Raw genomic sequence first — 23,212 nt, forward strand, 5'->3', positions numbered from 1 at the left:
GTCGGACGGTGGCGCACGTCGGGCCGGACGGCGGTCACGTCCGTGCGGAAACCCCGAAACCTCGGTTCATTGCCAGAGAGGCCGTCCGGTTCCGCCTACAGTGTCGGATGTGTGGCGAGCGGACAGGGTGACCGACGGTGAGGACGACGTGAACGACGACGTCCCCGTCGAGGGTGCCCGCGCGCGCCCCGACGACGATCGAGACGAGCAGCAGGACGTGGACCAGGAACGGACCGACGACGAGCCGGACCGCACGCTCCGCCCGGAGTTGCAGATGACGAGCCCGCAGGCGATCAGCCTCGGCGACCCGCGGCTGCAGGCCGGCAACGCGGCCGAACCGACGTGGGACGGCTGGCGCACCCAGCTGACCGGCGTCGGCGGCACGAGCCCGCTCACGCACTTCAGCGACCACCCGCGCGCCCGCATCGAGCTCTCGACCACCCACCCGGGCGGTCTCGCGCAGTTCATCACCGGCAAGACGACCCTGCTGTCCAGCCTGATCCGCGACGAGGTGGCGCTCCGTGCCGCCCGCGTGGCCGCCGGACACGTCGAGGCGAAGGGCACCGAGCTGGCCACCGTGCGCGGCATCGACGCCGTGAAGCTCGGCATCGGCATGGCCGACTGGAAGCACGGCGACGAGCAGTTCCGCGGCCCGGTGCTCCTGCGCCCCCTGGCGATCCGCCGACACGGACGCGACTTCGAGGTGCGCCTGCTCGGCGAACCGGTGCTCAACCCGGGCCTCGCCGACGCGCTGCACGAGCAGTTCGGGGTCATCCTCGACGCACAGTCCTTCGTGGCCCTCGCGCAGCAGGACGGCTCGTTCACGCCGAACCCCGTCATCGACCGCCTGCGTGGCCTGACCGCGCACATCCCCGGCTTCTCGGTGCACGCACGCCTCGTGGTGTCCACCTTCGCCGAGGTCGCCACCGGCATGGTCGAGGACACCGGTGACCTGTCGCACCCCGTGCTCGACGCCCTCGCCGGCAACCCGAGCGCGAAGTGGCAGGTCGAGCAGTCCTACCACCCGGTCGAGCAGACCCCGTCGGACGAGCGCAGCCCGGAGACCGACACGCTCCTGCTCGACGCCGACGACGAGCAGGAGAACGTGATCGCGCAGATCACGGCCGGCAACTCCATCGTCGTGAAGACCCTGCCCGGCACCGGTGGCACGCAGACCATCGTGAACGCCCTGGGCGGCCTGGTCGCCGCGAACAAGCGCGTGCTCGTCGTGAGCCCGCGCCGCGCCACCCTGCGGGGCATCGCCGCCCGCTTCGGCGAGGTCCAGCTGCCCGGGGTCGCGGTCACGCCGTCGACCCTGCGCCGTGACGTCGTCCGTGCCATCGCCCGGAACGAGAAGGCCGCGCGTCCGAACCTCCGCGAGGTCGACGACGCCCTGGTCCGCCTGCGCAAGGTGCTCAAGGACTACCGGGGCTCGCTCACCCGCAAGGACCCCGACTTCGGCGTCTCGGTGCTCGACTGCCTGGTGGAGCTGTCGCGCCTGTCGCTGCTGCCCGTCGCCCCGTCGACCACCGCGCGCCTGTCGAAGTCCTCCGTCGCGAGCATGGTCGAGGGCCGCTCGCGCGTCGCCGAGACGATGGTCAGCGCCGCGAACCTCGGTGAGTTCCGCTACGGCCCCGACGACTCGCCCTGGTACGGCGCGAAGTTCGGTTCGAGCGACGGCGCCCAGCGTGCGCACCGCATCGCGAAGGACCTCGACGCCGACGGCCTGCCGACCCTGCTCCGCCGCGCCCACGACCTGGTGAGCTCGACGCACATGCGCCAGTTCACGACCATCAACGAGCTCGGCATCTACCTGCGCCTGCTCACCGAGATCCGTGACACGCTCGACCGCTTCCTGCCGGTGGTCTTCGACCGCTCGGTGTCCGAGCTCGTGGCCGCCACCGCGCCCCGCGGCGAGGGTGCCCCGATGTCGTCGACGAACCGTCGCCGGCTCAAGAAGCTCGCCCGCGAGTACGTCCGTCCGGGCGTGCACGTGTCCGACCTGCACGAGGCCCTGACCCGCGTCCAGCAGCAGCGGGTGCTCTGGCAGCGCTACGTCGCCGCCGGCGTGAACCCCGAGGTGCCCACCGGCATCGCCGACGTCCAGGTGCTGTTCTCGAACGTCGCCGAGGACCTCGCGCGCCTCGACGAGCCGCTGGGTCGCACCGAGCGTGACCGCCAGCTCGCGAACACCCCGGTCGACCAGCTCGTCCCGACCATCGCCGAGCTCGCCGCCGAGTCCGACGTCCTGCACAACCTGCAGGAGCGCACCGAGCTCATGCAGACCCTGCGCGACCTGCAGCTCGAACCGCTCATCACCGACCTGGCGAACCGGCACGTGCCGGACGTGCAGGTGCCGGCCGAGCTCGAGCTCGCCTGGTGGCAGTCCGCCCTCGAGACCATGCTCGAGTCCGACCGGGCACTGCTCGGCGCCAACACCGACATGCTCGACCGGGTCGAGGCCGACTTCCGCCTGGTGGACGACGCCCACGCGGCCGGGGTCTCCCAGGGCCTGGCGTGGCAGCTCGCCGAGAACTGGAAGGTCGGTCTCGTCGACTGGCCCGAAGAAGCGACCGCGCTCAAGACCCAACTCCGCGACGGCGCGATCACCTCGCGCCTGCTGCAGGACTCCGCACCGCACCTGTCCCGGTCGATCGCACCCGTCTGGCTCGCCAGCCCGTACGAGGTGCCGCAGATCGCCGACACGATGCCCTTCGACACCGTGATCCTGGTCGACGCCGGCGCCGTGACGATCGCCGAGACCGTCGGTGCCGTCCGACGTGCCCGCCAGACCGTCGTGTTCGGTGACCCGGTCACCCAGACGCCGTCGCCGTTCCGCATCGCCGTGGACCCCGAGCACCGGGCGCTGCAGGTCGACGAGGGCACGCTCGACGCGTTCCACGCCGACTCCGCCCTGGCGAAGCTCTCCACTCTGCTGCCGACCCTGTCCCTGTCGCGGTCGTACCGCGCCGGCGGCGAGGACCTGGCCGAGCTCGTGAACCGTCGCTTCTACGGCGGCAAGATCGAGTCCCTGCCGTGGGCCGGCTCGTTCCTCGGCCACGGCTCGATCGCGCTCGACTACGTCAGCGACGGCAAGGCCGTGCCCGACCCGGAGTCCGGTGCCGTCGAGAGCGTCGATGCCGAGGTCGACCGCGTGGTCCGGCTCGTCATCGACCACGCCCGCACCCGTCCGACCGAGTCGCTCATGGTCATCACCGCGTCGGCGAAGCACGCCGTGCGCGTCGAGCAGGCCGTGCTGACCGCCGCGCAGGGCCACAAGGACCTGACCGAGTTCGTCATCGGCGACCGTGCCGAGCCGTTCATCGTGGCGACGCTCGAGCAGTCGGTGGCGCAGAGCCGCGACCGCGTCGTGTTCTCCATCGGCTACGGCCGCACCCCGCACGGCCGCGTCCTGCGCGACTTCGGTCCGCTCGGCAAGCCCGGCGGCGAGCGGCTGCTGGCGGTCGCGATGACCCGTGCGCGTCGCTCGATGGTCATCGTCACCTGCTTCCAGCCCTCGGACATCGAGGCCGAGCGCATGGGCCACGGCACCGTCGCCCTCGCCGAGATCCTGGCCGAGGTGCGTGCCCGCACCACCGCCGAGTACGTGCCGGACGACTCCGACCCGCTGCTCGTCGACCTGGCCCGGCGCCTCGAGATGCGTGGCATCCCGGTGGCGCTCGGACACCGCGGCAAGCTCGGCCTCGTCGCCGCGCACGGCGGGGTCTGCGTCACGATCGAGACCGACGCTTCGCTGGTCAAGGGATCGCTGCGCGAGTCCCTGCGCCTGCGCCCCGAGGTCCTCCGCCGACTCGGCTGGCACTACGTGCGCGTGCACGCGTTCCAGCTGTTCTCCGACCCGGACCGCGTCGCCGACACCGTCGCGTCCGTGCTCGGTGTCGACCGCGGTGCCACGCAGGAGATCTCGATACCGCCGATCCCCGCCCGCCGATGAGCCGCCGGGCCTCGCGGCCCGCCGGTCCGGTGACGCCGGAGACGGACCAGCTGGTGGGCACCTGGACGCGAGTCGACGACGCGTCGTCAGCCGTGCCTCCCGTCCGTCCCGCCGCTGACGGACGCGAGACGGCGGACCAGCCGGGAGGCCCGGTGCGGCGCCGCAGACGCGTCACCACCCAGCCGGTGGCGGGCTACGACCCGACGCCGCCGCCGGAACCGGCGCGGCACCGCGACGGTGAGAACGACGACCAGCTCCGGCGCGACGTCCCCCCGCACTGGTAACCGGTAGCCTGGCTCGTGATGACTGACACCGCGCGACAGCGCCCCGACTGGCAGACCTGGCCGAACCTGATCACGCTGTTCCGCCTCGTGCTGATCCCGGTGTTCATCGGCCTCGTCGTCGCCGGCCACCCGGGGTGGGCGCTCGTCGCCCTCGTCGTGATCGGCGTGAGCGACTGGGCGGACGGCTTCATCGCGCGCAAGTTCGACCAGGGCTCCAAGCTCGGCAAGGCCATCGACCCCGTCGCCGACCGCCTGGCCATCATCGCGATCGTGCTGTCCCTGGTGCTCGTCGGCCTGCTGCCCTGGTGGGTGGTGGCCGTCGTCGTGCTTGTCGACCTGGTGCTCGTCGTCCTGTCGAGCGTGCTGTTCCACGGCAACCCGGACCTCGACGTCACGTGGACGGGCAAGATCCGCTCGGCCCTGCTGTTCGTCGGGCTGCCGGTGCTGCTGTTCTCCGCGGTGCACACCGTCGACGAGAACGCGCCGTGGGTCCGGGTCGTGGCCCTGGTGTTCGTGTACCTCGGCACCGCGGGGCACGTGCTCGCCGGCGCGCAGTACGCCGTCGCGATGTTCGCGAAGCGCCGCGCGGTCCCCGCCGCCTGACGGGCCCCCGCGCAAAACACCGGTGTTCACGCTGCGCACCGCGGTTTGCGGGTGTGCGGAGCGGGAACACCGGTGTCGTGCGAAGGCGCCTGGGCTAGAGCTTCGTCGAGCCGCCGATGCCGGGCCCCTCGGGAGCGTTCGACGGGGCGATGTGCGCGCCCGTGCTGGTCGCGCCGCCGTTCTGCGGGCGGAGCAGGTCGCGGATCTCGAGCAGCACCTCGACGTCGGTCGGGGGGACGTCCTGCGGGGTCTGCTCCTCGTCGTTCTTGACGCGCTCGAACGCCACCTTCTTCAGACGGTTGACCGGTACCACGAGCACGAAGTAGACCACCGCGGCGATGATGACGAAGTTCAGCACCGCCCCGATGATGGCGCCGAAGTAGAGCGTGGCGTGGTCACCAGACACCGTGGGGATCCGGACCTTCAGGGCGTCGTCGAGGCTCGAGGCGTTGAACACCGCACCGATGAGGGGGTTGATCAGCGCCTGGACGATCTTGTTGACGATCGCGGTGAACGCCGCACCGATGACGACTGCGACGGCCAGGTCGATGACGTTGCCGCGGAGCAGGAACTCCTTGAAGCCCTTCATGCGAGGGTCTCCTTCCGGGTCGAGGACGGCCGCCGAGTGGCGACGCGCCCCAACCTATCCGGAGAGCGCAGACCCCGTCAGGACGCGGCGGGCTTCGAGTCGCTGGGCTTCGACTCGGCCTTCTTCGCCGGCTCGGACTTCTTCGGCTCGGACTTCGCCGGGGCGCTCGACGAGCCCTCGGACTTCGGGGCCGGGCGCGAGTCGGTGCGGTAGAAGCCGCCGCCGTTGAAGGTCACGCCGACCGGGGAGAACACCTTGCGCAGGACGCCGCCGCAGACCGGGCACTCCGTCAGGGTGGCGTCGGAGAAGGACTGCTTGATGTCGAACGCGTTGTCGCACTCGGTGCAACGGTACGAGTAGGTGGGCACGTCAGCTCCGGAACGTGATGATGCGCGACGGCGTGATGATGCCGTCAACGGGTTCGTCGTGGGGTTCGCGCGGGACCTCGTCGAGGTACTCCGCGTCGAAGATCACAGCATAGACGGGCGGACGGTTCGCCATGGACCCGAGGGTCTTGTCGTAGTAGCCGCGCCCCCAGCCCATGCGGACGCCGTCGTGCCCGACCGCCGCCGCCGGGGCCAGGATCGCGTCGACGTCGTTGATCGCGAGCGGGGACAGGACCTCGCCGACGACCTCGGGCAGGCCGAGCAGGCTCTCGGTCTCGCTCTCGCCGTCGCCCACGGCCCAGTCGAGCAGGCCGTCCTCGCGGGTGATCGGCAGCAGCACGCGGATGCCCTGCCCGAACGCCCAGTTCAGGAACGGCCGGACGTTCGGCTCGTCCGGTGCGGACAGGTACAGGGCGAGGGACGTCACCTGGCGCTCCTCGACGAAGCGCTGCAGGGTCGCGGTCAGGGTCTCGGTGTCCGCGTCGCGTTCGGTCGTGGTCCGGGTGCGCCGCCGCTGCCGGAGTTCGGCTCGCAGGGCGCGCTTCTCGTTCCCGAGATCGGCGATCATGCGCAGGAGTCTACCGAGGGGCACGGTTGCGGCTTCCCGCCGGGAACACGCGGGGTCCCGTGTCCCCCGGAGCGACGACATGCCCTCGAAAGGGGGATCGGATACGGTCTGAGCATGGGCTTCCAGATTTCGAAGGCGGTGATCCCGGCCGCAGGGCTGGGTACCCGCTTCCTCCCCGCGACCAAGGCGATGCCGAAGGAGATGCTCCCCGTCGTCGACAAGCCGGCCATCCAGTACGTGGTGGAAGAGGCTGTCGGTGCCGGGCTGACCGACGTGCTGATGATCACCGGGCGCAACAAGAACGCGCTCGAGAACCACTTCGACCACGTGTCGGAGCTCGAGGAGACCCTCCGCAAGAAGGGCGACCACGAGAAGCTGCAGAAGGTGAACCAGTCGACGGACCTCGCCGACATGCACTACGTGCGACAGGGTGACCCGCTCGGCCTCGGCCACGCGGTGCTCCGCGCGAAGATGCACGTCGGCCGCGAGCCGTTCGCCGTGCTCCTCGGTGACGACATCATCGACGCTCGTGACCCGCTGCTCCAGCGCATGATCGAGGTCCAGGGCGAGAAGAACGCCACGATCGTGGCCCTGCTCGAGGTCCCCGAGTCGCAGACGCACCTGTACGGCATCGCCACGGTCGAGCCGACCGACACCGACGACGTGGTGAAGATCACCGGCCTCGTCGAGAAGCCCCCGCAGGGCGAAGCGCCCTCGAACCTGGCCATCATCGGCCGCTACGTCATCCGTCCCGAGGTCTTCGACGTCCTCGAGAAGCAGGAGCCGGGCAAGGGCGGCGAGATCCAGCTGACCGACGCGCTCATGAAGATGGCGAGCGCCGAAGAGTGGACCGGCGGCGTGTACGGCGTCGTGTTCCGTGGACGCCGGTACGACACGGGTGACAAACTCGACTACATCAAGGCGATCGTGCAGCTCGCCTCGGACCGCGATGACCTCGGCCCCGACCTCAAGTCGTGGCTGAAGGAGTTCAACGCGGGCGAATAGTCGGCCATCCCGCTCGGGTCCGGTGATCACGGACCCGGGCGGGACACCCCGTCCCGCACCGGGGCGGGACCCCGGAGGAACCCAGCGATGACGACGATCCCGACCCTGTCCCACGGGCGGGTCACCATCCGGCCCCTCCGGCTCCGCGACACCCGCGACCTCGACGCGGCACTCGCGACGAACCGTTCGTGGCTCCGCACCTGGGAGGCCACGAACCCCTCCGGACACGTCTCCACCGACGTCCGGGGCAGCATCCGCGCGCTCCAGGCCAACGCCCGCGCGGGACTGGGACTCCCGTTCGCGATGGAACTCGACGGCCGTTTCGTCGGGCAGCTCAACGTCTCCGGCATCTCCTACGGCTCGCTCGCGAGCGCCTCCATCGGCTACTGGGTCGTCGAGGACGCCGCCGGCCACAACGTGACGCCGATCTCCGTCGCCCTCGCCGTCGACCACTGCTTCCGCTCGCTCGGCGTGCACCGGATCGAGATCTGCATCCGGCCGGAGAACGCCCCGAGCCTGCGCGTCGTCGAGAAGCTCGGCTTCCGGTACGAGGGACTCCGTCGCCGGTACATCCACATCAACGGGGACTGGCGCGACCACTTCTGCTTCGCGCTGGTGGCGGAAGAGGTCCGCGGGGGCGTCCTCGACCGCTGGGTGCAGGGGCAGGTGCCGCCCGGCGTGGGGGCCGTGCCGCTCGCCGCACGCGACGAGGCGGCGATGCCGCTGGACACGACGCCCCGCATCTGACGTCCCACGTCTGACGGGCCTGGAGGCGCGGCTCGCCTCCCACGGATTCCGCCCCGACACGCGCAACACGCGTCCGGCAATGACGCGGCGCGGGAACCGCCACCCCTACCGTGTTCGCATGGCAGGAATCGGCTCGTGGGGTGGCGGCATCGTCCTGCTCGTCGCGGCCGTCCTCTGGCTCGTCTACCTGATGCCGTCGTGGGCCGCCCGCCGCCAGTACCTGGCCACCGAGCGGAACGCCATCCGGCTGCAGCAGACCCTCCGGATCCTCGCGCAGACCGCCGAGCTGCCGGACGAGGTCCGCATCGAGATGAACGCGAAGTCCCTCGCCCAGGCGCAGCGCGTCGCCCGGTCCGAAGAGGCCAAGCGCACCGCCATCGTCCGAGCCCACGAAGCCGCGCGGCAGCGTGAGATCACCCGCCGCCTGGCCGAGCAGGCACCGGTGCTCGAGCGGGCGTCCGCCGTGCCGGCCCTGACCGCGATGCGCATGCGCCGTTCCCGGCTCGGGGCGACCCTGTTCGGCACGCTCGGCGTCGTCATCGCCCTCGTGGTCTTCGTCGCGGCACCGTCGCTCTGGCTCGTCGGTGTCGCCGGACTCGTCGCCGCCGGTGGGTCCGCAGCGGTCCTGGCCCAGCTGCACCAGGTGGCGACGGCGCGGAAGCAGCGTCTCGCGGCCGCCGAGACGGGCGCGACCCGCGCCTCCCGGCCGGCCACCGCCTGGACGGACCCGGCGCCGCCCCTGTCGACCGAGCAGCCTGCCGAGCCCGCAGCAGACCGCTCCTGGACCCCGAACCACGTTCCGAAGCCCCTCTACGTGGAGCGGCCGGCTGCTCCGGCCGTCTCGCCCGAGTCGTCGGCGGAACTCGCTGCCCGCCTGAAGGAGCGCGTCGCCGCGGCCAAGGCGGAAGCCGAGGCCGAAGCTGCCGCGATCCGCGCCGGGGAGTCCGACCCGTCGCTGGCGCGGGTGTCGCGGATGCGACCCGAACTGGAAGAGGCTGCGGCGTCGCTGTCCGCGCACGACCAGGGGCGTCTGGCCGAGCGGCTCGGGCTCCGGGCCCCCGCCGCCCCTGCCGCGTCGGCCGGTGTTGCTCCCGGAGCTCCTGCTCCCGGCGCTCCTGCTCCCGCCGACGAGCCTGCCGGGCCGCCGAGCAAGTGGGCCGGCATGGGTGTCCTCGACGACGACGCGTACCAGCAGGCCGACCTCGACGCGATCATGCGACGCCGCCGCGCGGTCTGACCCGCGGCACGCCCGAAGGGCCACCTGCGATTTCGGCTGGGCCGAACGAGGGTGCTAGTGTGGTCGAGCACTTGGGGCTATGGCGCAGTTGGTAGCGCGTCTCGTTCGCAATGAGAAGGTCAGGGGTTCGAATCCCCTTAGCTCCACCAGGTAGCAACCACGAGAACGGCCCGGAACCCACAGGTTCCGGGCCGTTCTGTCGGTGGCGGACGTGTCGAGGGGACCGTCCTCCACAGGCCGAGTCAGGTGGATCGTTCGACACAGTTCACGGACAGGGGTGGTGTGTTGTCCAACGCACCGCCCTAGACTCCCCGTGCGCCGACCGGCGCGGGGAACGGGGGAACACATGCGCTTCAGGACCGCTATTGCATCGTTCGGCACGGTGCTCGCCGTCGCGGCCGGGCTCGCCGTCGTCGGGCCGGTCGCACCGGCATCGGCAGCGGCACCGACGACGGGGCGTTTCACGCCGGTCGCACCTGCGCGGGCCTGGTCCGGCACGGCCACGAGCACGGCGACCACGGTGACCCTCGGCGGCAGGAACGGCATCCCCGCTTCGGCCACCGCGGTCGTGCTCACCGCGACCGTGAACGCGCCGAGCGCCGCCGGGTACGTCAGCGTTGCACCGGCCGGCAGCACGGCGAGCCCCGCGATCCAGAACTTCCGCCGGGCGCAGCCGATCTCCGGCACCACCACGGTCGGGCTCACCTCGGGCAAGGCCCAGGTGAAGGTGTCCGCGGGCAAGGCCACCGTTTCGCTCGACGTTGCGGGGTGGTACGGCACGAGTACATCCGGTTCCACGTACACGCCGCTGCCGCCGACGAACGTGCTGAACGGGACGGTGTCCACCGCGGCGAAGAAGATCGTGGTCGCGGGGAAGGCGGGTGTCCCGGCGAACGCCACCGCAGTGGTGCTCCAGACCGACGTCTCCCGCCCCGCAACGAGTGGTCGGCTGCGGATCACCCCGTCCGGCAACAACGCCGGGGTCGTCTCGTTGATGTACGAGAAGGGCATCACCGTCGCCAACACGACCACGGTCAGGCTCTCCGGCGGCGCCGTGCAAGCGCGAGTCTCCTCCGGATCCGCACGGGTGCTCGCCGACGTGGTCGGGTACTACGCGCCGAACGCCAACGGTTCGGTCTTCGTCCCCGCGCACCCGGTCCGAGCTGCGACCGTCGCTGCCGGGACCACCGCGAAGAAGGTCACCGTCGCCGGCACCGCAGGTGTCCCGCGCAATGCGACCGCTGCGGTCATCAACGCGAAGGTCGGCAAGGGAAGCACCGGGGGATCACTCCGCGTCGTCGGTGCGGGGCTGGCCTCGAGCGTGCCGACGCAGGTCTACGCCAAGGGGCAGACGATCGGGAACGCCTTGATCGCGCCGCTCGCAGCCGGAGGGCAGGTGCAGGCGAAGGTGTCCGGCGGGACTGCGACGGTCTACGTCGACGTCGTGGGGTACTTCCTCGATGGATCGACGGGTTCGGGGACCGGCGTGGACATCTCCTGGCCGCAGTGCGGCAAGACCGTCCCCACCGACCAGTCGTTCGGGATCGTCGGGGTGAACGGTGAACGCGCCAACACGACGAACCCCTGCTTGCAACAGCAGCTCGGCTGGGCCGAGGCCTCCGCCGGCGGCACCGCCCAGCCGACGACGCAGGTCTACTCGCTCTTCACGAACCCCGGGGCACGGGCAGCCTCGGTGTGGCCGACGTCGAACCTCGCGCCGAACGGCCAGACAGTCGCTATGCCCACGGCGTACGGCACCTGCACACCGCAGTCCGGTGCGCAGTCGACCTGGAAGACGACGGCAGCGTGCTCGTACATGTACGGGTACGCCCGCGCCTACGAAGCAGCCAACACCCGCGGAGTCACCAATCCTGGTCAGTACCGCTGGTGGCTCGACGTCGAGACCGGGCTGTCGTACGTCACCTCGGACGCCGGGCAGAACCGTGCGGCGCTCGAGGGCATGACGAAGGCCCTGCAGGACGCGGGAGTGACCCAGATCGGGGTCTACTCGACCTCGTACCAGTTCAACAAGATTATGGGGACCGTCCCGGCATCGAGTCCGCTCCGGCCGCTGCCGAGCTGGATCGCGCTCGGTGCGGCCCGACTCGACCAGGCTCAGGCGGCCTGCTCCGGCGCTCGTCTGCTCGGTGGACCCATCAGGATGACGCAGTACGTCACGCCGTTCGGCTCGACCGTGATCGACCGCGACTGGTCCTGCAGCTGACGCAGGGGCACGCGACCTGCGACGGTTCGCGAGCGGATCGGCGCGCATCATAACGGCGAGCGCGAGTCGCAGACGGGCGGGAGGCCCGGTGCCAGCTGGCACCGGGCCTCCCGCCCGTCTGCGGGTCGCGTCGGACCCGGCCCCGACGTCGACGTGTCAGCCGGCGATGCTCTCCGTCAGCACGCCGGACTGCGCGAAGGTGGTGTGGATCGCGTTCGCGGCCTGCTCGAAGGCACGGTTGCCGCGGGAGATGCCGAGCGCTCCACCCTTGATCGCGGACTTGCCCGAGCCGCGCAGCAGTCGGGCGACCGTGCGGCCGTCCGGGGCGATCATGATCTGCACGTCGAGGCGGGTGTGGAACGTGCGGTCGTTCGCCATGCCGCCGATGAGGAGCGTCAGGCCGAGGCTGCCGCGGGTCGCACGGAGTGCCCCCTGCTCGGCGTCGTCGACGGTGTAGCCCTCGCGTGACAGCGCCTCACGCACCTGGGCACGGGCGGTCTCGGGGTCGGTGGCGACGAAGAAGTCGTGGCTCTCGGGCATGTGTGTTCCTTCCGAACGGGTCCGCTGGGACACGGAGGACGCTCGCCCCCGAAGACGATCATGCCGTGTCGGAACGACGGAGGTGTCGCTTACGCTGGTCGTGTCATGACTGCCTCGATGAACCGCCGCGCACTCCTGTCCCTCGCCGGCGTCGCCGGGATCGGGCTCGCCGTCGCGGCGTGCTCCTCCGGCAGCGACAAGGGCGGCGACTTGGGCAAGGGTTCGGGCGGCGGGCGCGGGAGCTCCGGGGGTGCGGACGCATCGTCCACCCCGACGGCGAAGCCCGTCGCGAAGGCCGTCACTCCAGCGCAGGTCCCGCTCGCCGGTGGCGTCACGATCACCGTGACGGGGACCGGACTCGCCGCCGTCAAGGGCGTCACCGTCGGCGGTGTCGCTGCGCGCGACGTCACGGCGACCGCGTCGAAGGTGACCTTCACGGCCCCGCACCAGGCGATGTACACCGCCGGTGACGCCGACGTCGCGCTCTTCACCGCGGTGATCGAGCCCACCGCGTCGGCGAACCAGTCCTCTGACGGCAACGGCAGCGCCGCGAACGACGGGCAGAGCGGCGCCACCCAGGACACCGCGACGACCACGCCGACCCCGACCGCCGCCACGACACCCGCTGCGGGCAGCGCGGTCGCTTCGACCACCCTGGCCTACGCCGCACTGACCGACGTCGACCGGCAGCTCGCGTACGCGATGCGGTACTGGAAGGACTACAACCTCGCCGAGTACGGCACGATGAACCCGATCGGCGGCGACTGCGCGAACTACGTTAGCCAGACGCTCATCGCCCGCGGGTGGGAGCAGCGGTCCGACTGGTACAACCGGTCAGCCGGTGCCGAGCACAGTGCGACGTGGACCTACTGCCCGACGATGGACCCGTGGCTCGAGACCAACGCGGCCGAGTTCGGACTCACCCGGCGTTCGTCGGACGAGCGCGACAAGGTGAAGGTCGGCGACATCGTGTTCTTCGACTGGAACGCCAACGGGTCACCGGACCACACCACCATCGTGTCCGAGGTCTTCACCGAGCCCGACGGCACCATCCGCATCAAGTCGGCGAGCCACAACCAGGACGGCCCCTACCGCGACCTCGACGAGATGATCACGGTGCAGCACCCCGGCGGATCGGCCTGGTTCCACACGTTCGACGTGTAGCGCTGTCGCGGCCCGCAAGACACCGGTGTTCGCGCGTCGCACCGCGGTCTGCGCGTGTTCAACCGGCGAACACCGGCGTTTTGCAGAGCCGACGACCAGCGCCGCTCACGGGTACCCGAGGAACCACAGCAACACGATGGCGAGCGGCTGCAGGCACACCCCCACGACCAGCCACGTCACCGCCCGCCGCCGTGTCCCCACGAAGACGTCCGACCCGAGCAACGGCGCCATCGGCATGAGCAACCGCGGCAACGACTGCTGCGGCAGGAACACCGCCACCAGGTACAGCCCGTAGGAGGCTGTGAACGCGAGGACGTCGGTACCCAGGGCCCGGGTGCTCCTGCGCGAGAAGAACCACACCGCGCCGGCGAGCACCACGACGACGAGCACGATGCCGAGCGGCCCGAGCCACGTCGACGCCATCGTGAACCACGGCGTCAGCGGCGCGAAGTGCTGCCGCCCGACGAACCCCACCCACCACGACAGCTCCGTGTCCAGGTACGCGTTCGGTCGCCCGGTCACGGCCGTCGCGATGACGGGCCACGCAAGTCCCGCAGCCGCGACGACCAGGCCGGCCACCGCGATCGCGATCCGGTCCCGCCACGGGAACGCGTCCTGCTGCCGGCGCCAGGCCCGCCACCGCAGGACCAGGTGCACGGCCAGTGCCAGCGCCAGCGCGAGGACCCCGGGTTTCGTGAACGCCGCCACGACACCGAGCGGCGCGATCAGCCAGTACCGTCGCCGGACCAGGGCGAGCAGGGCACCGAACAGCAGCACGAGCAGCAGGCTCTCCGCGTAGGCGACCTGCAGCAGGAACCCCGTCGGCGCGAACGCGAACAGGGCCGTCGCCCAGCGGGCCCGGTGCGAGCACCCGACGGCGAGCACCAGCCGGTACAGCAGCACGCAGGCACCCGCTCCGGCGATGGACGCCACCACGACCCCGGCGACCCAGAACGAGGCGCCGGTCAGCGTCATCAGGATCCGCACGACCGCGGGGAACACCGGCAGGAACGCCCACGCGTTCGGCAGGACGTGCCCGGAGTCGTCGACCGGCAGCGTTGCCGGGTACCCGTGCTCGGCGATGGTCCGGTAGAACGAGGCGTCCCACGAGCCCGAGAACGTGAAGAACGAGGGATCCTGCCGGTACGAGGCGAACGGCCAGCCGTTCGCGGTCGCCAGCAGGTACACGGTCGCCAGCAGCACCGTGCTGACCACCCGCGAGCCCGCCCAGATCAGCAGCGGCGCGGTCCAGGCGCTGCGCCGTCCGGTCAGCAGGCTGCGGAACCCCCGCCGGGAGGCCCGGCTCGCTTCCGCCACGCTCGTCACCCGCCCGATCTTCCCAGATCGCAGGCCGCGCCCCGCATCGCGGGCCGCCACCCGCCCGGCGCGAGGCAACCCGTGCGCATCGTGAGCAGGAATGGTCGGGTCCGTCTGCCGGGCCCGACCATTCCTGCTCACGAAGTGCGGGCCTCCCGGCTAGCGCCCCGTGACCGCGCGACGGATCTGCTCGATCGGGACCTTCGGGGAGCGGTCTGCGTTGAGCAGGCCGTTCGTCTCCTGCATGGTGTCGGTGAGCTGCGTGTAACAGGACCCGGCGAGGAACGAGCTCGCGCGGATCGCGTCGTACAGCGCGGTGATGCGGGCCACCCAGTCGTCGCCGTCAGTGGCCGACGTGTACCCCCAGCCGTCCTCGCGCTGGACGCCCGGCTGGTAGTTCACGCCGCCGAACTCGGTGAGCATGACCGGCTGGCCGAGGTCCTCGGCGCCGCCGACCAGGATGCGACGGTCCGCCGGGCCGATGCCACCGAGGAGTCGGGTCCGTGCGGTCTCGTCCGCGTAGGTGGCAGCGAGCCGGGGTCCGTCGCCCTCGTAGTCGTGGATCGTGACGATGTCGGAGTTCGTGTGCTCCCACCCGTCGTTGGAGATCACCGGACGCGTCGGGTCCAACGCCCGCGTGACGTCGGCGAGGGCTCGGGCGTAGGCCTGCTGGGCGGGGTCGGTGGCGATGTGCTGCACACCCCAGCTCTCGTTGGCGGGCACCCACGTGACGATCGACGGGTGCGACGCGTCACGCTCGACGGCGTCCATCCACTCGCGCATCAGACGCTGCACGGCGCGGGGGGAGAACGCGTAGGCGCCGGGGGCCTCGCCCCACACCATGAGTCCGAGCCGGTCGGCCCAGTACAGGAACCGGGGGTCCTCGATCTTCTGGTGGTTGCGGGCCGCGTTGAAGCCGAGCTCCTTGATGAGTTCGACCTCGCGGCGGAGTGCCCGGCGGGACGGGGCGGCGATGTGGGACTCGGGCCAGTAGCCCTGGTTCAGGACGCTGCGGACGTCGTGGCGTCGGCCGTTGAGCAGGAACGCGCCGCCGTCGACCCCGACCGTCCGGATCCCGAAGTAGCTGGCGACCGCGTCGAGCGCGACCGTGCCCACCGTCGTGCCGTTGCCGGAGCGCGCCAGCAGCATGACCGTGGCGTCGATCAGCCGGGGCGTGTCCGGCGTCCAGTGCAGCTCGTCCTCGGCCTGTCCGTTCGTCTGCCGCGCGATCGGCACGACCACGTCGAACTCGTCCCCGGTCTCGCCGACGGTGGTCTCGACCGTGGCGAGGTGCTCGTCGCGGTCGTCCCAGCGGGCCTCGACGCGCAGGCGTTCGCCGCCCGTGCGGTGACCGTCGAGCCGGACCGTCAGACGCATGGTCGCGTGGTCGACGTTCGTCCAGCGCAGGGAAGCGATCGAGGCGGTCGGCACGGCCTCGAGCCAGACCGTCTGCCAGATCCCGGTGGTCCGTCGGTACCAGATCGCGTGCGGGTCCTCGTGCCAGTCCTGCTTGCCGCGTGGCTGGGTCAGGTCGTGCGGGTCGTCCTCGGCGCGGACCACCAGGGTGTGCACGGCGTCGGGGTCCGTGGTCAGCGCCTCGGTGACGTCGAAGGAGAACGGGGTGTGGCCGCCCTCGTGCTCGCCGATGAACTGCCCGTCGATCCAGACGCGGGCGCGGTGGTCGACGGCGCCGAAGTGCAGCACGAGTCGAGGGGCGCCGGTGCCGAACCCGGCGGCGTCGATCTCCGAGCGGGTGATCGCGCGGGAGTACCAGACCACGGGGTTGAACCCGGGCTCGTCGATGCCCGAGGCCGGGGACTCGGGCGGGAACGGGACGACGATGTCCCGGGCGTCGGTGAAGCCGGTGCGCCAGGCGTCGTCGTCGCCGTCGTTCCGGAACGACCACGTGCCGTCGAGGTCGGCCCACGCCGTGCGGAGCATCTGCGGCCGGGGGTACGTGCCGTCCTGTCGCGAAGCGAGGGGGAGGCCGGGGGCGGAAGCGGAGTCAGGTGCGGCCACGATGCCGTCGAGCGTGCTCATGCGTCCATGCTCCCGTGCTGGTACATCGTTGTAAAGAGGGAGTCGGGATTGCGCAGAGCAGGTTCCGCAGGGCGCTCGTCGAGCGGCCGCTCAGTCGATCGCGGCGTCGCGGGTGAGCACCATGACGTCCATCCGTCCCTGCTGGACGACCACGCCGTGCTGGTTCCGCAGGGCCACCGCTCGTTCGACGATCCCGGTCGTGCCCGAACTCGTCAGCCGGGTGCCCAGGACCTCGACGGTGCAGGTGACGGTGTCCCCGATGAACACGGGCTCGGTGAACCGCCACTGGTCGATCCCGAGCAGTGCCACCGCGGACCCCTCGAAGACGCCCGTGCGCGCGATGAGCCCGAGGCACAGCGAGGTGCCGAGCAACCCGTGCACGATCCGCTGCCCGTACCGGGTCTTCCCCGCGAACTCGACGTCCGTGTGCACCTGGTTGTTGTCGTTCGTCCACGAGGCGAACGACACCACGTCCGCTTCGGTGATGGTGCGCCCCGGCGTGGTGAAGGTCTGTCCGGCAGCGAGGTCCTCGAAGTAGTGCGGCACGGCCCGATTCTCGCACCCGGTCAGAGCCGCGCGAGCAGCTTCCGCGATCGGTGGAGGCCCTGCGTGCTGGCCGCCTGCTCGGTCGTCGCCAGGACTCCGTACCCGAACGTGTCCTCGCCGTGCTGCGCTGCCACGGCTGCCAGCCGTCGGTACGCATCGGCTGCGTGTGCGGCGTCGAGCGTCTCGCCGAGGGTCTCCTGCACCCGTCGCAGTCGACCGAGCCGGCGCTTCCCGACGTCGGGCACGTCACCGGCCGCCTGCAGGGCGTAGCGCAACCGGCGCGTGGCCTTCCGGACCTCGTGCAGGGTGTCGAGGTCATCGCTGGGATCACCCAGCAGCCGACCGACGCGTGCCCGCTCGTGCCGGATGCGCCTGGTGGCGAACGCGGCCGCATCGTCGTCCGCGTGCGGGCCGGCCGGCGCGCGCAGCAGCAGGTCGTCGAGGGCGTCGAGCGTCCGGAACCAGGCATCGGAACGCAGCGCTCGCCGGAGTTCGGCCGCAGCGACGCTGCGACGTTCCGCGGTCTCCGAAGCGATACGGTCGAGGGTCTCGGCGTCCACGTACCCGTCGGGGGCGTGTGCCGCCGACCGGGACAGGCCGGCGTGCAGCACCTCGGCGTCGCGAGCGGTCCCGGCGATCCGTCCGGTCTCGGCCAGGGCGGCACGGAGGTCCTCGGTCGCCTGACGGTCGAGCGCGCCGCGGAACGCCGCGAGCACGCTCCGCAGGCGGCGCAGCACCTTCCGCAGGTCGTGCACGGCCTCGGGCTCGTCGGCTCGTACCCGGGGGTCCGCCGCGACGAGGTCACGCCGCAGGGCATCGAGCACCCGGAGGACGAACCCGGCGGCGGTGTCCGGCCGGGGGCGCTTCGCTCGGCCGCGTCGGCGTTCCGGCGCCGGCTCCGGGCCCCGGGGGAGCGGTACCGACGAAACGTCCACCGGGTCCGTCGCCGCGTCGTGCAGCGCTCGTTCGGTCGCTCGTGCCGTGGCACCGTCGCGTCCGTCGTCCGTCAGGGCCCACCACCGCGACGACCGCAGCACGGTGGTGTCCGGGTCGCCGTCGTCCACGCGCACGTCGGCGACCTCGGCCCGCACCCGGCCGTCCCTGCCGCGGAGGGTCACGAGCGTCGTGGTGGTGTCACGGACCAGGACGGTCCGCAGTGGACGACCACGCAGGAACACCTCGACGGCGTCGCGTGGGGGACCGTCGGACGCAGCGTCGAGCGGTTCCGGACCGACCCCGTGGGCACCCCGGTCGATCGTCCAGGTGCCGTCCGGCGAGCGTGTGAGCACGACACCCTCGGCGGCGAGCACCCGGTCGTCGGAGTCCCACACCGTCTCGCGCGCCGTCACCGCTTCGTGACGGCGGACGTCGGCGGCGAACGGCTCGAGTGCGGGGAGCCTGCGGTCGTCGAGGATCCGCCAGGTCCGGCGGGGGTCGGGGAGCGCAGGTGCAGCGTCAGCGGCGGGGGGAGGAGCGGCAGCGGATCGGGGCATGCCGCAAGTGTCGTCCGACGCACCCGTGTCAGACCGGGGGCATCGGGGCTCTGTGGACGGAGCCCGGCCCGGCCCGTCCTGTGGGGGACTCGGCACCTCGCCAGGCCCCGGCGCGTAGGTTCCGCTGCATGAGCGACGGAGCACCCAGCGCCCCCGACACCCGCGCAGACACGAGCGCAGACACCCGCGCAGACGCCAGCGCCCCCGACACCAGCGCCCCGGACACCAGCACGCCAAGCGACCGCGACCTCGAGTCCTGGATCGCCGACCGCCGCTGGTACGCCTCGAAGGGGTCCGTGCCACACCTCCGGACGATCTCGACCGACGACGGGACCCGGCTGGTGCTCGACGAGGCACCCACGGTCCCCGTCCTCTACCAGTCGCCGATCACCAGCGGCCCCGACGGCACGGTCGTCGACGCCACCACCGATCTCGCGTGGGTGTCGGCACTCGCCGCACGCATCGACGCGGCACCGGACAGCCTCAGCCCGATCGGCCGGGTCACCGCCGCCCGCGTCCTGACGGGTGAGCAGTCCAACACCTCGGTCATCTGCGACACCGAGTCCGGCGACCGCGTCATCATCAAGGTCTTCCGCGTGCTGCACCACGGCGACAACCCCGACGTGACCACGCAGCTCGCCCTCACGGCGGCGGGCAGCACGCGTGTGCCGCGGGTCTACGGCGCCCTCCGCGCCGACTGGCCGGACGTCGGACGCCCGGACGGCACGGCGACGGGGCACCTCGCCTTCGCCCAGGAGTTCCTCCCCGGGCTCGACGACGCCTGGCGCGTCGCCCTGCAGGAGGCGCAGGCCGGCACGCCGTTCGGTGACCGCGCCGAGCAGCTCGGCACCGCGCTCGCCGACGTGCACCGCACCCTCGCCGGAGCGCTGCCGACGGAACCGGCCGACGCGCCCCGACGGGACGCCGCCGTCGCCACGATGCACGCCCGACTCGACACCGCCGCCCGCGAGGCCCCGGCCGTCGCCGACCACGCCGACGCCATCCGCGCGGTCTACGCCCGTGCCGCCGACGCGACGTGGCCGGACCTGCAGCGCATCCACGGTGACCTGCACCTCGGACAGGTCCTGTCGGCACCGGGTCCCCGTGGCTGGGTCTTCCTGGACTTCGAGGGCGAACCCCTCCGCCCCCTCGACGAACGCTCGCTGCCGGACGTCACCCTGCGCGACGTCGCGGGCATGCTCCGCTCGTTCGACTACGTCGCGGGTGCGCTGGCGCACGACGCCGAACCGGTCGACGCGGCCGCCTGGGCGGCCGAGGCGCGGGCACGCTTCCTCGAGGGCTACCAGCGGGGCACCGGCGCGGACCTCACCGCCCACGGCGCGCTGCTCGACGCCTTCGAACTCGACAAGGCGGTCTACGAGGTCGTCTACGAGACCCGCAACCGACCCGACTGGGTCGGCATCCCGCTCGCGGCCGTCGCGCGCCTGGTCGGCGACAGCGGGTCCTGACCGCGACCCACAAACGGACGGGAGGCCCGTGGCGACACCGCCACGGGCCTCCCGTCCGTCTTCGGGTGACGTCGTCTAGTTGACGGGTCCCGTGTACTTCTCGCCCGGTCCGGCGCCGATCGGGTCCGGGATCGCCGATGCCTCGCGGAAGGCGAGCTGCAGCGAACGCAGCCCGTCGCGGAGCGGACGGGCGTGGTGGTCGCCGATCTCGGTCGCGGCTGCGGTGACGAGGCCGGCCAGCGCGGTGATGAGCTTCCGCGCCTCGTCCAGGTCGGTCTGTTCCTGCGGGTCGTCTGCCAGGCCGACCTTGACGGCCGCGGCACTGAGCAGGTGCACCGCAACGGTGTTGATGAGTTCGACCGCCGGCACCTCCGCGATGTCCCTGGCGGCGTCGATGCCGGTGTCGTCGATCGGGGTGTCGCTCACGGTGCTCCTCTGCTAGGCTTGCTCGCGGCAGATGCTGTCCGTGTGCCGTCAGTTCCCTTGACATCAGTTCTCCTGAGATCAAGATCCTCGACAACACCCGGACGGTGTCACGAAAGAGGAGTCTCTCCCACCCGCGGCCGCGTTCCACCAGGCTACCGGGTCACCACCGCTCCGCGAGTGCACGTGTTGCACCCGTCGGTCGGATCCCACGGATCCGATGCAGGGCGGCTGCCGAACGGGTCGACATCCCGTGCGTCAGATCTCCTCTCTCGTGCTGTCGTCCAGGGCAAACGCCCCGGACGGCCACCACCTGATTGAAGGAGCTCCGCATCACCGATCCCCGTACCAACGACCGAATCCGCGTTCCCGAAGTCCGACTCGTCGGTCCGCAGGGTGAGCAGGTCGGCGTTGTCCCGATCGCCATGGCACTGCGTCTCGCGCAGGAAGCCGAACTGGATCTGGTCGAGGTCGCGCCGAACTCGAAGCCGCCCGTGGCCAAGATCATGGACTACGGCAAGTTCAAGTACGAGGCCGCTCAGAAGGCCAAGGAAGCCCGTCGCAACCAGGTGAACACGGACCTGAAAGAGGTCCGTTTCCGCCTGAAGATCGACGTGCACGACTACGAGACGAAGCGCAAGCGTGCCGAGGGGTTCCTCCTCGGCGGCGACAAGGTGAAGGCGATGATCCTCTTCCGTGGCCGCGAGCAGTCGCGTCCGGAGCAGGGTGTCCGTCTCCTCCAGAAGTTCGCGGAAGAGATCGCCGAGTTCGGTGTCGTCGAGTCGCGTCCGACCCAGGACGGTCGCAACATGACGATGATCATCGCCCCGCTCAAGAACAAGTCCGACGTCAAGGGCGAGCAGAACGCCAAGCGTGCTGCACAGAAGGCCGAGCGTCGTGCCACCGAGCACGCCGCGAAGGGCAAGGACGAGGCCGAGGCCGGTTCCACGTCCGAGGCAGCTGCGGAATCCACGGACGCCGCGGCCGAATAGGTCCCCGGACCGAACCCGCAACGACGCGGCCCCCCATCCATCCCACGGAAAGGCACCACCATGCCCAAGCAGAAGACCCACTCCGGGTCGAAGAAGCGCTTCAAGGTCACCGGTACCGGCAAGATCATGAAGCAGCAGGCCGGTATGCGTCACAACCTCGAGGTCAAGAGCTCCAAGCGCAAGGCCCGCCTGAACGAGGACCAGGTCCTCTCCAAGGGTGACGCGAAGAACGTCAAGAAGCTCCTCGGCCACTGAGCCCCCGGATCGTAAAGGAATAGTGCAATGGCACGAGTAAAGAGAGCGGTCAACGCCGCCAAGAAGCGCCGCGTCATCCTCGAACGCGCCGAGGGCTACCGCGGCCAGCGTTCGCGCCTGTACCGCAAGGCCAAGGAGCAGGTCACCCACTCCCTCGTCTACGCGTACCGCGACCGTCACGCGAAGAAGGGCGAGTTCCGTCGCCTGTGGATCCAGCGCATCAACGCTGCGTCCCGTGCGAACGGCCTGACCTACAACCGCCTCATCCAGGGTCTCAACCTGGCCGGCGTCGAGGTCGACCGTCGCATCCTCGCCGACCTCGCGGTGAACAACCCCGAGACCTTCACCGCGCTCGTCGAGACCGCGAAGAAGGCCCTCCCGGCCGACACCTCGGCCCCGAAGGCTGCGTAGTCAGTTCTTCTGCTCGCGAAACCCCCGCCGCACGGCGGGGGTTTCGTCGTTCCTAGACTTGGGTCGTGAGCGATCTCCTCGAGAACCCCCGTGCCGGACGCGTGAAGGCCGTTGCGGCCCTGGCCAAGAAGGACGTCCGGGCCGAGACCGGCCTGTTCCTGCTGGAAGGGCCCCAAGCCGTCCGCGAAGCGCTGGAGTACGCCCCGGAGCTCCTGCGCGAGCTCTACGTGACGCCGACCGCCGCAGCCCGCTACGGGCTGGACGACGCGCCGGTGGACACCTGGTTCGTGACCGAGCAGGTGCTCGACGCGATGGCCGACACGGTCACCCCGCAGGGCGTGGTGGCGGTGTGCCAGCAGTTCCCGACGTCGGTGAAGGACGTCTTCCCGGACCGCGCTGCGGCCGCCGCCGACCGGGAGGCCCGTGATGCGTCCGACGAGCAGGCCGCGTTGCCCGGACTGGTCGCCATCCTCGAAGAGGTGCGGGACCCGGGGAACGCCGGCACGATCATCCGGGCCGCCGACGCGGCCGGCGCCGACGCGGTGGTGCTGACCGGACGCTCGGTCGACCCGTACAACCCGAAGGTCGTCCGGTCGACGACCGGGTCCCTGTTCCACGTCCCGGTGTCGGTCGGCGTGACCCTGGCCGACACGATCGAGCGGGCGAAGGCCCTCGGCTACACGGTGCTCGCGGCGGACGTCTCGGGCGACGACCTGCCGGTGGTCCGCGCTGAGGGGATGCTCGACGGTCCGACCGCGTGGGTCTTCGGCAACGAGGCCCGCGGACTCACCGCCGACGACCTGGCGCTCGTCGACCGGGCCGTCAAGGTGCCGATCTACGGGCAGGCGGAGTCGATGAACCTCGCCACGGCCGCGTCGGTGTGCCTGTACGAGTCGGCCTTCGCGCTCCGGAGCTGACGCTCCTCCCTCCCCAGGCCGGTCGTCGGCATCGGTCATCCACCGTC

21 protein-coding genes and 1 tRNA gene are annotated in these 23,212 nt (G+C 71.2%); 13 read left to right on the top strand and 9 right to left on the bottom strand.

Annotated features, from left to right (window positions below; translation table 11 throughout):
* The first annotated feature begins 127 nt into the window (after positions 1-127).
* Positions 128-3,955 carry an ATP-binding protein gene (locus DEI98_RS06990; protein ID WP_111100320.1) on the top strand — a complete coding sequence of 1,276 codons (3,828 nt, stop codon included), beginning with the start codon at positions 128-130 and terminating at the stop codon, positions 3,953-3,955.
* A 302-nt stretch (positions 3,956-4,257) separates the two neighbouring features.
* Positions 4,258-4,842 (top strand): CDP-alcohol phosphatidyltransferase family protein, encoded by a 585-nt coding sequence (locus DEI98_RS07000; RefSeq protein ID WP_051596961.1) that lies wholly within the window; start codon positions 4,258-4,260, stop codon positions 4,840-4,842.
* A 94-nt stretch (positions 4,843-4,936) separates the two neighbouring features.
* Here DEI98_RS07000 and mscL read toward each other — a convergent pair whose 3' ends face one another.
* From mscL to DEI98_RS07015, 3 genes are all read right to left on the bottom strand, one after another.
* Complete coding sequence (gene mscL, locus DEI98_RS07005) at positions 4,937-5,431, bottom strand: large conductance mechanosensitive channel protein MscL (RefSeq protein WP_111092766.1); 495 nt, start codon at positions 5,429-5,431, stop codon at positions 4,937-4,939.
* A 77-nt stretch (positions 5,432-5,508) separates the two neighbouring features.
* The gene (locus DEI98_RS07010; RefSeq protein ID WP_111100322.1) at positions 5,509-5,799 is read right to left on the bottom strand and encodes an FmdB family zinc ribbon protein; all 291 of its coding nucleotides are present in this window, start codon (positions 5,797-5,799) and stop codon (positions 5,509-5,511) included.
* 1 nt (position 5,800) lies between these two features.
* Complete coding sequence (locus tag DEI98_RS07015) at positions 5,801-6,385, bottom strand: 5-formyltetrahydrofolate cyclo-ligase (RefSeq protein ID WP_111024332.1); 585 nt, start codon at positions 6,383-6,385, stop codon at positions 5,801-5,803.
* A gap of 114 nt (positions 6,386-6,499) precedes the next feature.
* Here DEI98_RS07015 and galU point away from each other — a divergent pair, with 114 nt between their 5' ends.
* From galU to DEI98_RS07040, 5 genes are all read left to right on the top strand, one after another.
* Positions 6,500-7,390 carry a UTP--glucose-1-phosphate uridylyltransferase GalU gene (galU, locus tag DEI98_RS07020; protein WP_027466560.1) on the top strand — a complete coding sequence of 297 codons (891 nt, stop codon included), beginning with the start codon at positions 6,500-6,502 and terminating at the stop codon, positions 7,388-7,390.
* 87 nt (positions 7,391-7,477) lie between these two features.
* The gene (locus DEI98_RS07025) at positions 7,478-8,137 is read left to right on the top strand and encodes a GNAT family N-acetyltransferase (RefSeq protein WP_111100323.1); all 660 of its coding nucleotides are present in this window, start codon (positions 7,478-7,480) and stop codon (positions 8,135-8,137) included.
* Positions 8,138-8,255: 118 nt separating this feature from the next.
* On the top strand, positions 8,256-9,374 hold the full coding sequence (locus DEI98_RS07030) for a hypothetical protein (RefSeq protein WP_111100324.1): 1,119 nt from the start codon (positions 8,256-8,258) through the stop codon (positions 9,372-9,374).
* Between the two features lie 73 nt (positions 9,375-9,447).
* A tRNA-Ala gene (locus DEI98_RS07035) sits at positions 9,448-9,523 on the top strand.
* A gap of 197 nt (positions 9,524-9,720) precedes the next feature.
* Positions 9,721-11,598 (top strand): hypothetical protein, encoded by a 1,878-nt coding sequence (locus DEI98_RS07040; RefSeq protein ID WP_146243458.1) that lies wholly within the window; start codon positions 9,721-9,723, stop codon positions 11,596-11,598.
* A gap of 156 nt (positions 11,599-11,754) precedes the next feature.
* On the opposite strand, the gene DEI98_RS07045 is transcribed toward DEI98_RS07040, so the two are convergent.
* Entirely contained in the window at positions 11,755-12,138 is a 384-nt protein-coding gene (locus tag DEI98_RS07045) for a hypothetical protein (RefSeq protein WP_071405149.1), read from the bottom strand.
* 105 nt (positions 12,139-12,243) lie between these two features.
* Between DEI98_RS07045 and DEI98_RS07050 the strand changes: the two genes are divergently transcribed.
* Complete coding sequence (locus DEI98_RS07050) at positions 12,244-13,302, top strand: amidase domain-containing protein (protein WP_181437970.1); 1,059 nt, start codon at positions 12,244-12,246, stop codon at positions 13,300-13,302.
* A 105-nt stretch (positions 13,303-13,407) separates the two neighbouring features.
* Here the strand turns inward: DEI98_RS07050 and DEI98_RS07055 are convergent, their stop codons facing one another.
* The 4 genes from DEI98_RS07055 to DEI98_RS07070 all read right to left on the bottom strand — a co-directional run bounded on the left by DEI98_RS07055 (position 13,408) and on the right by DEI98_RS07070 (position 18,698).
* The gene (locus DEI98_RS07055; RefSeq protein WP_258370759.1) at positions 13,408-14,619 is read right to left on the bottom strand and encodes a hypothetical protein; all 1,212 of its coding nucleotides are present in this window, start codon (positions 14,617-14,619) and stop codon (positions 13,408-13,410) included.
* A gap of 159 nt (positions 14,620-14,778) precedes the next feature.
* Positions 14,779-16,659, bottom strand: coding sequence for a glycoside hydrolase family 2 protein (locus DEI98_RS07060; RefSeq protein WP_111100327.1), 1,881 nt, complete (start codon positions 16,657-16,659; stop codon positions 14,779-14,781).
* Between the two features lie 90 nt (positions 16,660-16,749).
* On the bottom strand, positions 16,750-17,205 hold the full coding sequence (locus DEI98_RS07065) for a MaoC/PaaZ C-terminal domain-containing protein (RefSeq protein ID WP_027466555.1): 456 nt from the start codon (positions 17,203-17,205) through the stop codon (positions 16,750-16,752).
* Positions 17,206-17,225: 20 nt separating this feature from the next.
* Positions 17,226-18,698, bottom strand: a complete 1,473-nt coding sequence (locus DEI98_RS07070) for a CHAD domain-containing protein (protein WP_111100328.1) — start codon at positions 18,696-18,698, stop codon at positions 17,226-17,228.
* A 128-nt stretch (positions 18,699-18,826) separates the two neighbouring features.
* On the opposite strand from DEI98_RS07070, the gene DEI98_RS07075 reads away from it, so the two are divergent.
* Positions 18,827-20,167 (top strand): phosphotransferase, encoded by a 1,341-nt coding sequence (locus tag DEI98_RS07075; RefSeq protein ID WP_258370760.1) that lies wholly within the window; start codon positions 18,827-18,829, stop codon positions 20,165-20,167.
* A 75-nt stretch (positions 20,168-20,242) separates the two neighbouring features.
* On the opposite strand, the gene DEI98_RS07080 is transcribed toward DEI98_RS07075, so the two are convergent.
* The gene (locus tag DEI98_RS07080; protein WP_027466553.1) at positions 20,243-20,593 is read right to left on the bottom strand and encodes a DUF1844 domain-containing protein; all 351 of its coding nucleotides are present in this window, start codon (positions 20,591-20,593) and stop codon (positions 20,243-20,245) included.
* 314 nt (positions 20,594-20,907) lie between these two features.
* On the opposite strand from DEI98_RS07080, the gene infC reads away from it, so the two are divergent.
* The 4 genes from infC to DEI98_RS07100 all read left to right on the top strand — a co-directional run bounded on the left by infC (position 20,908) and on the right by DEI98_RS07100 (position 23,165).
* Complete coding sequence (gene infC, locus DEI98_RS07085) at positions 20,908-21,582, top strand: translation initiation factor IF-3 (protein WP_081827403.1); 675 nt, start codon at positions 20,908-20,910, stop codon at positions 21,580-21,582.
* Between the two features lie 60 nt (positions 21,583-21,642).
* On the top strand, positions 21,643-21,837 hold the full coding sequence (gene rpmI, locus DEI98_RS07090) for a 50S ribosomal protein L35 (RefSeq protein WP_017887976.1): 195 nt from the start codon (positions 21,643-21,645) through the stop codon (positions 21,835-21,837).
* Positions 21,838-21,864: 27 nt separating this feature from the next.
* Positions 21,865-22,248, top strand: a complete 384-nt coding sequence (gene rplT, locus DEI98_RS07095; protein WP_017887975.1) for a 50S ribosomal protein L20 — start codon at positions 21,865-21,867, stop codon at positions 22,246-22,248.
* A 65-nt stretch (positions 22,249-22,313) separates the two neighbouring features.
* A complete protein-coding gene (locus DEI98_RS07100; protein ID WP_071405146.1) occupies positions 22,314-23,165 on the top strand; it encodes an RNA methyltransferase in 852 nt (283 codons plus the stop codon).
* The last annotated feature ends 47 nt before the right edge of the window (positions 23,166-23,212 follow it).

This window comes from Curtobacterium sp. MCLR17_034 (assembly GCF_003234485.1).
Taxonomy (GTDB): Bacteria; Actinomycetota; Actinomycetes; order Actinomycetales; family Microbacteriaceae; genus Curtobacterium; species Curtobacterium flaccumfaciens.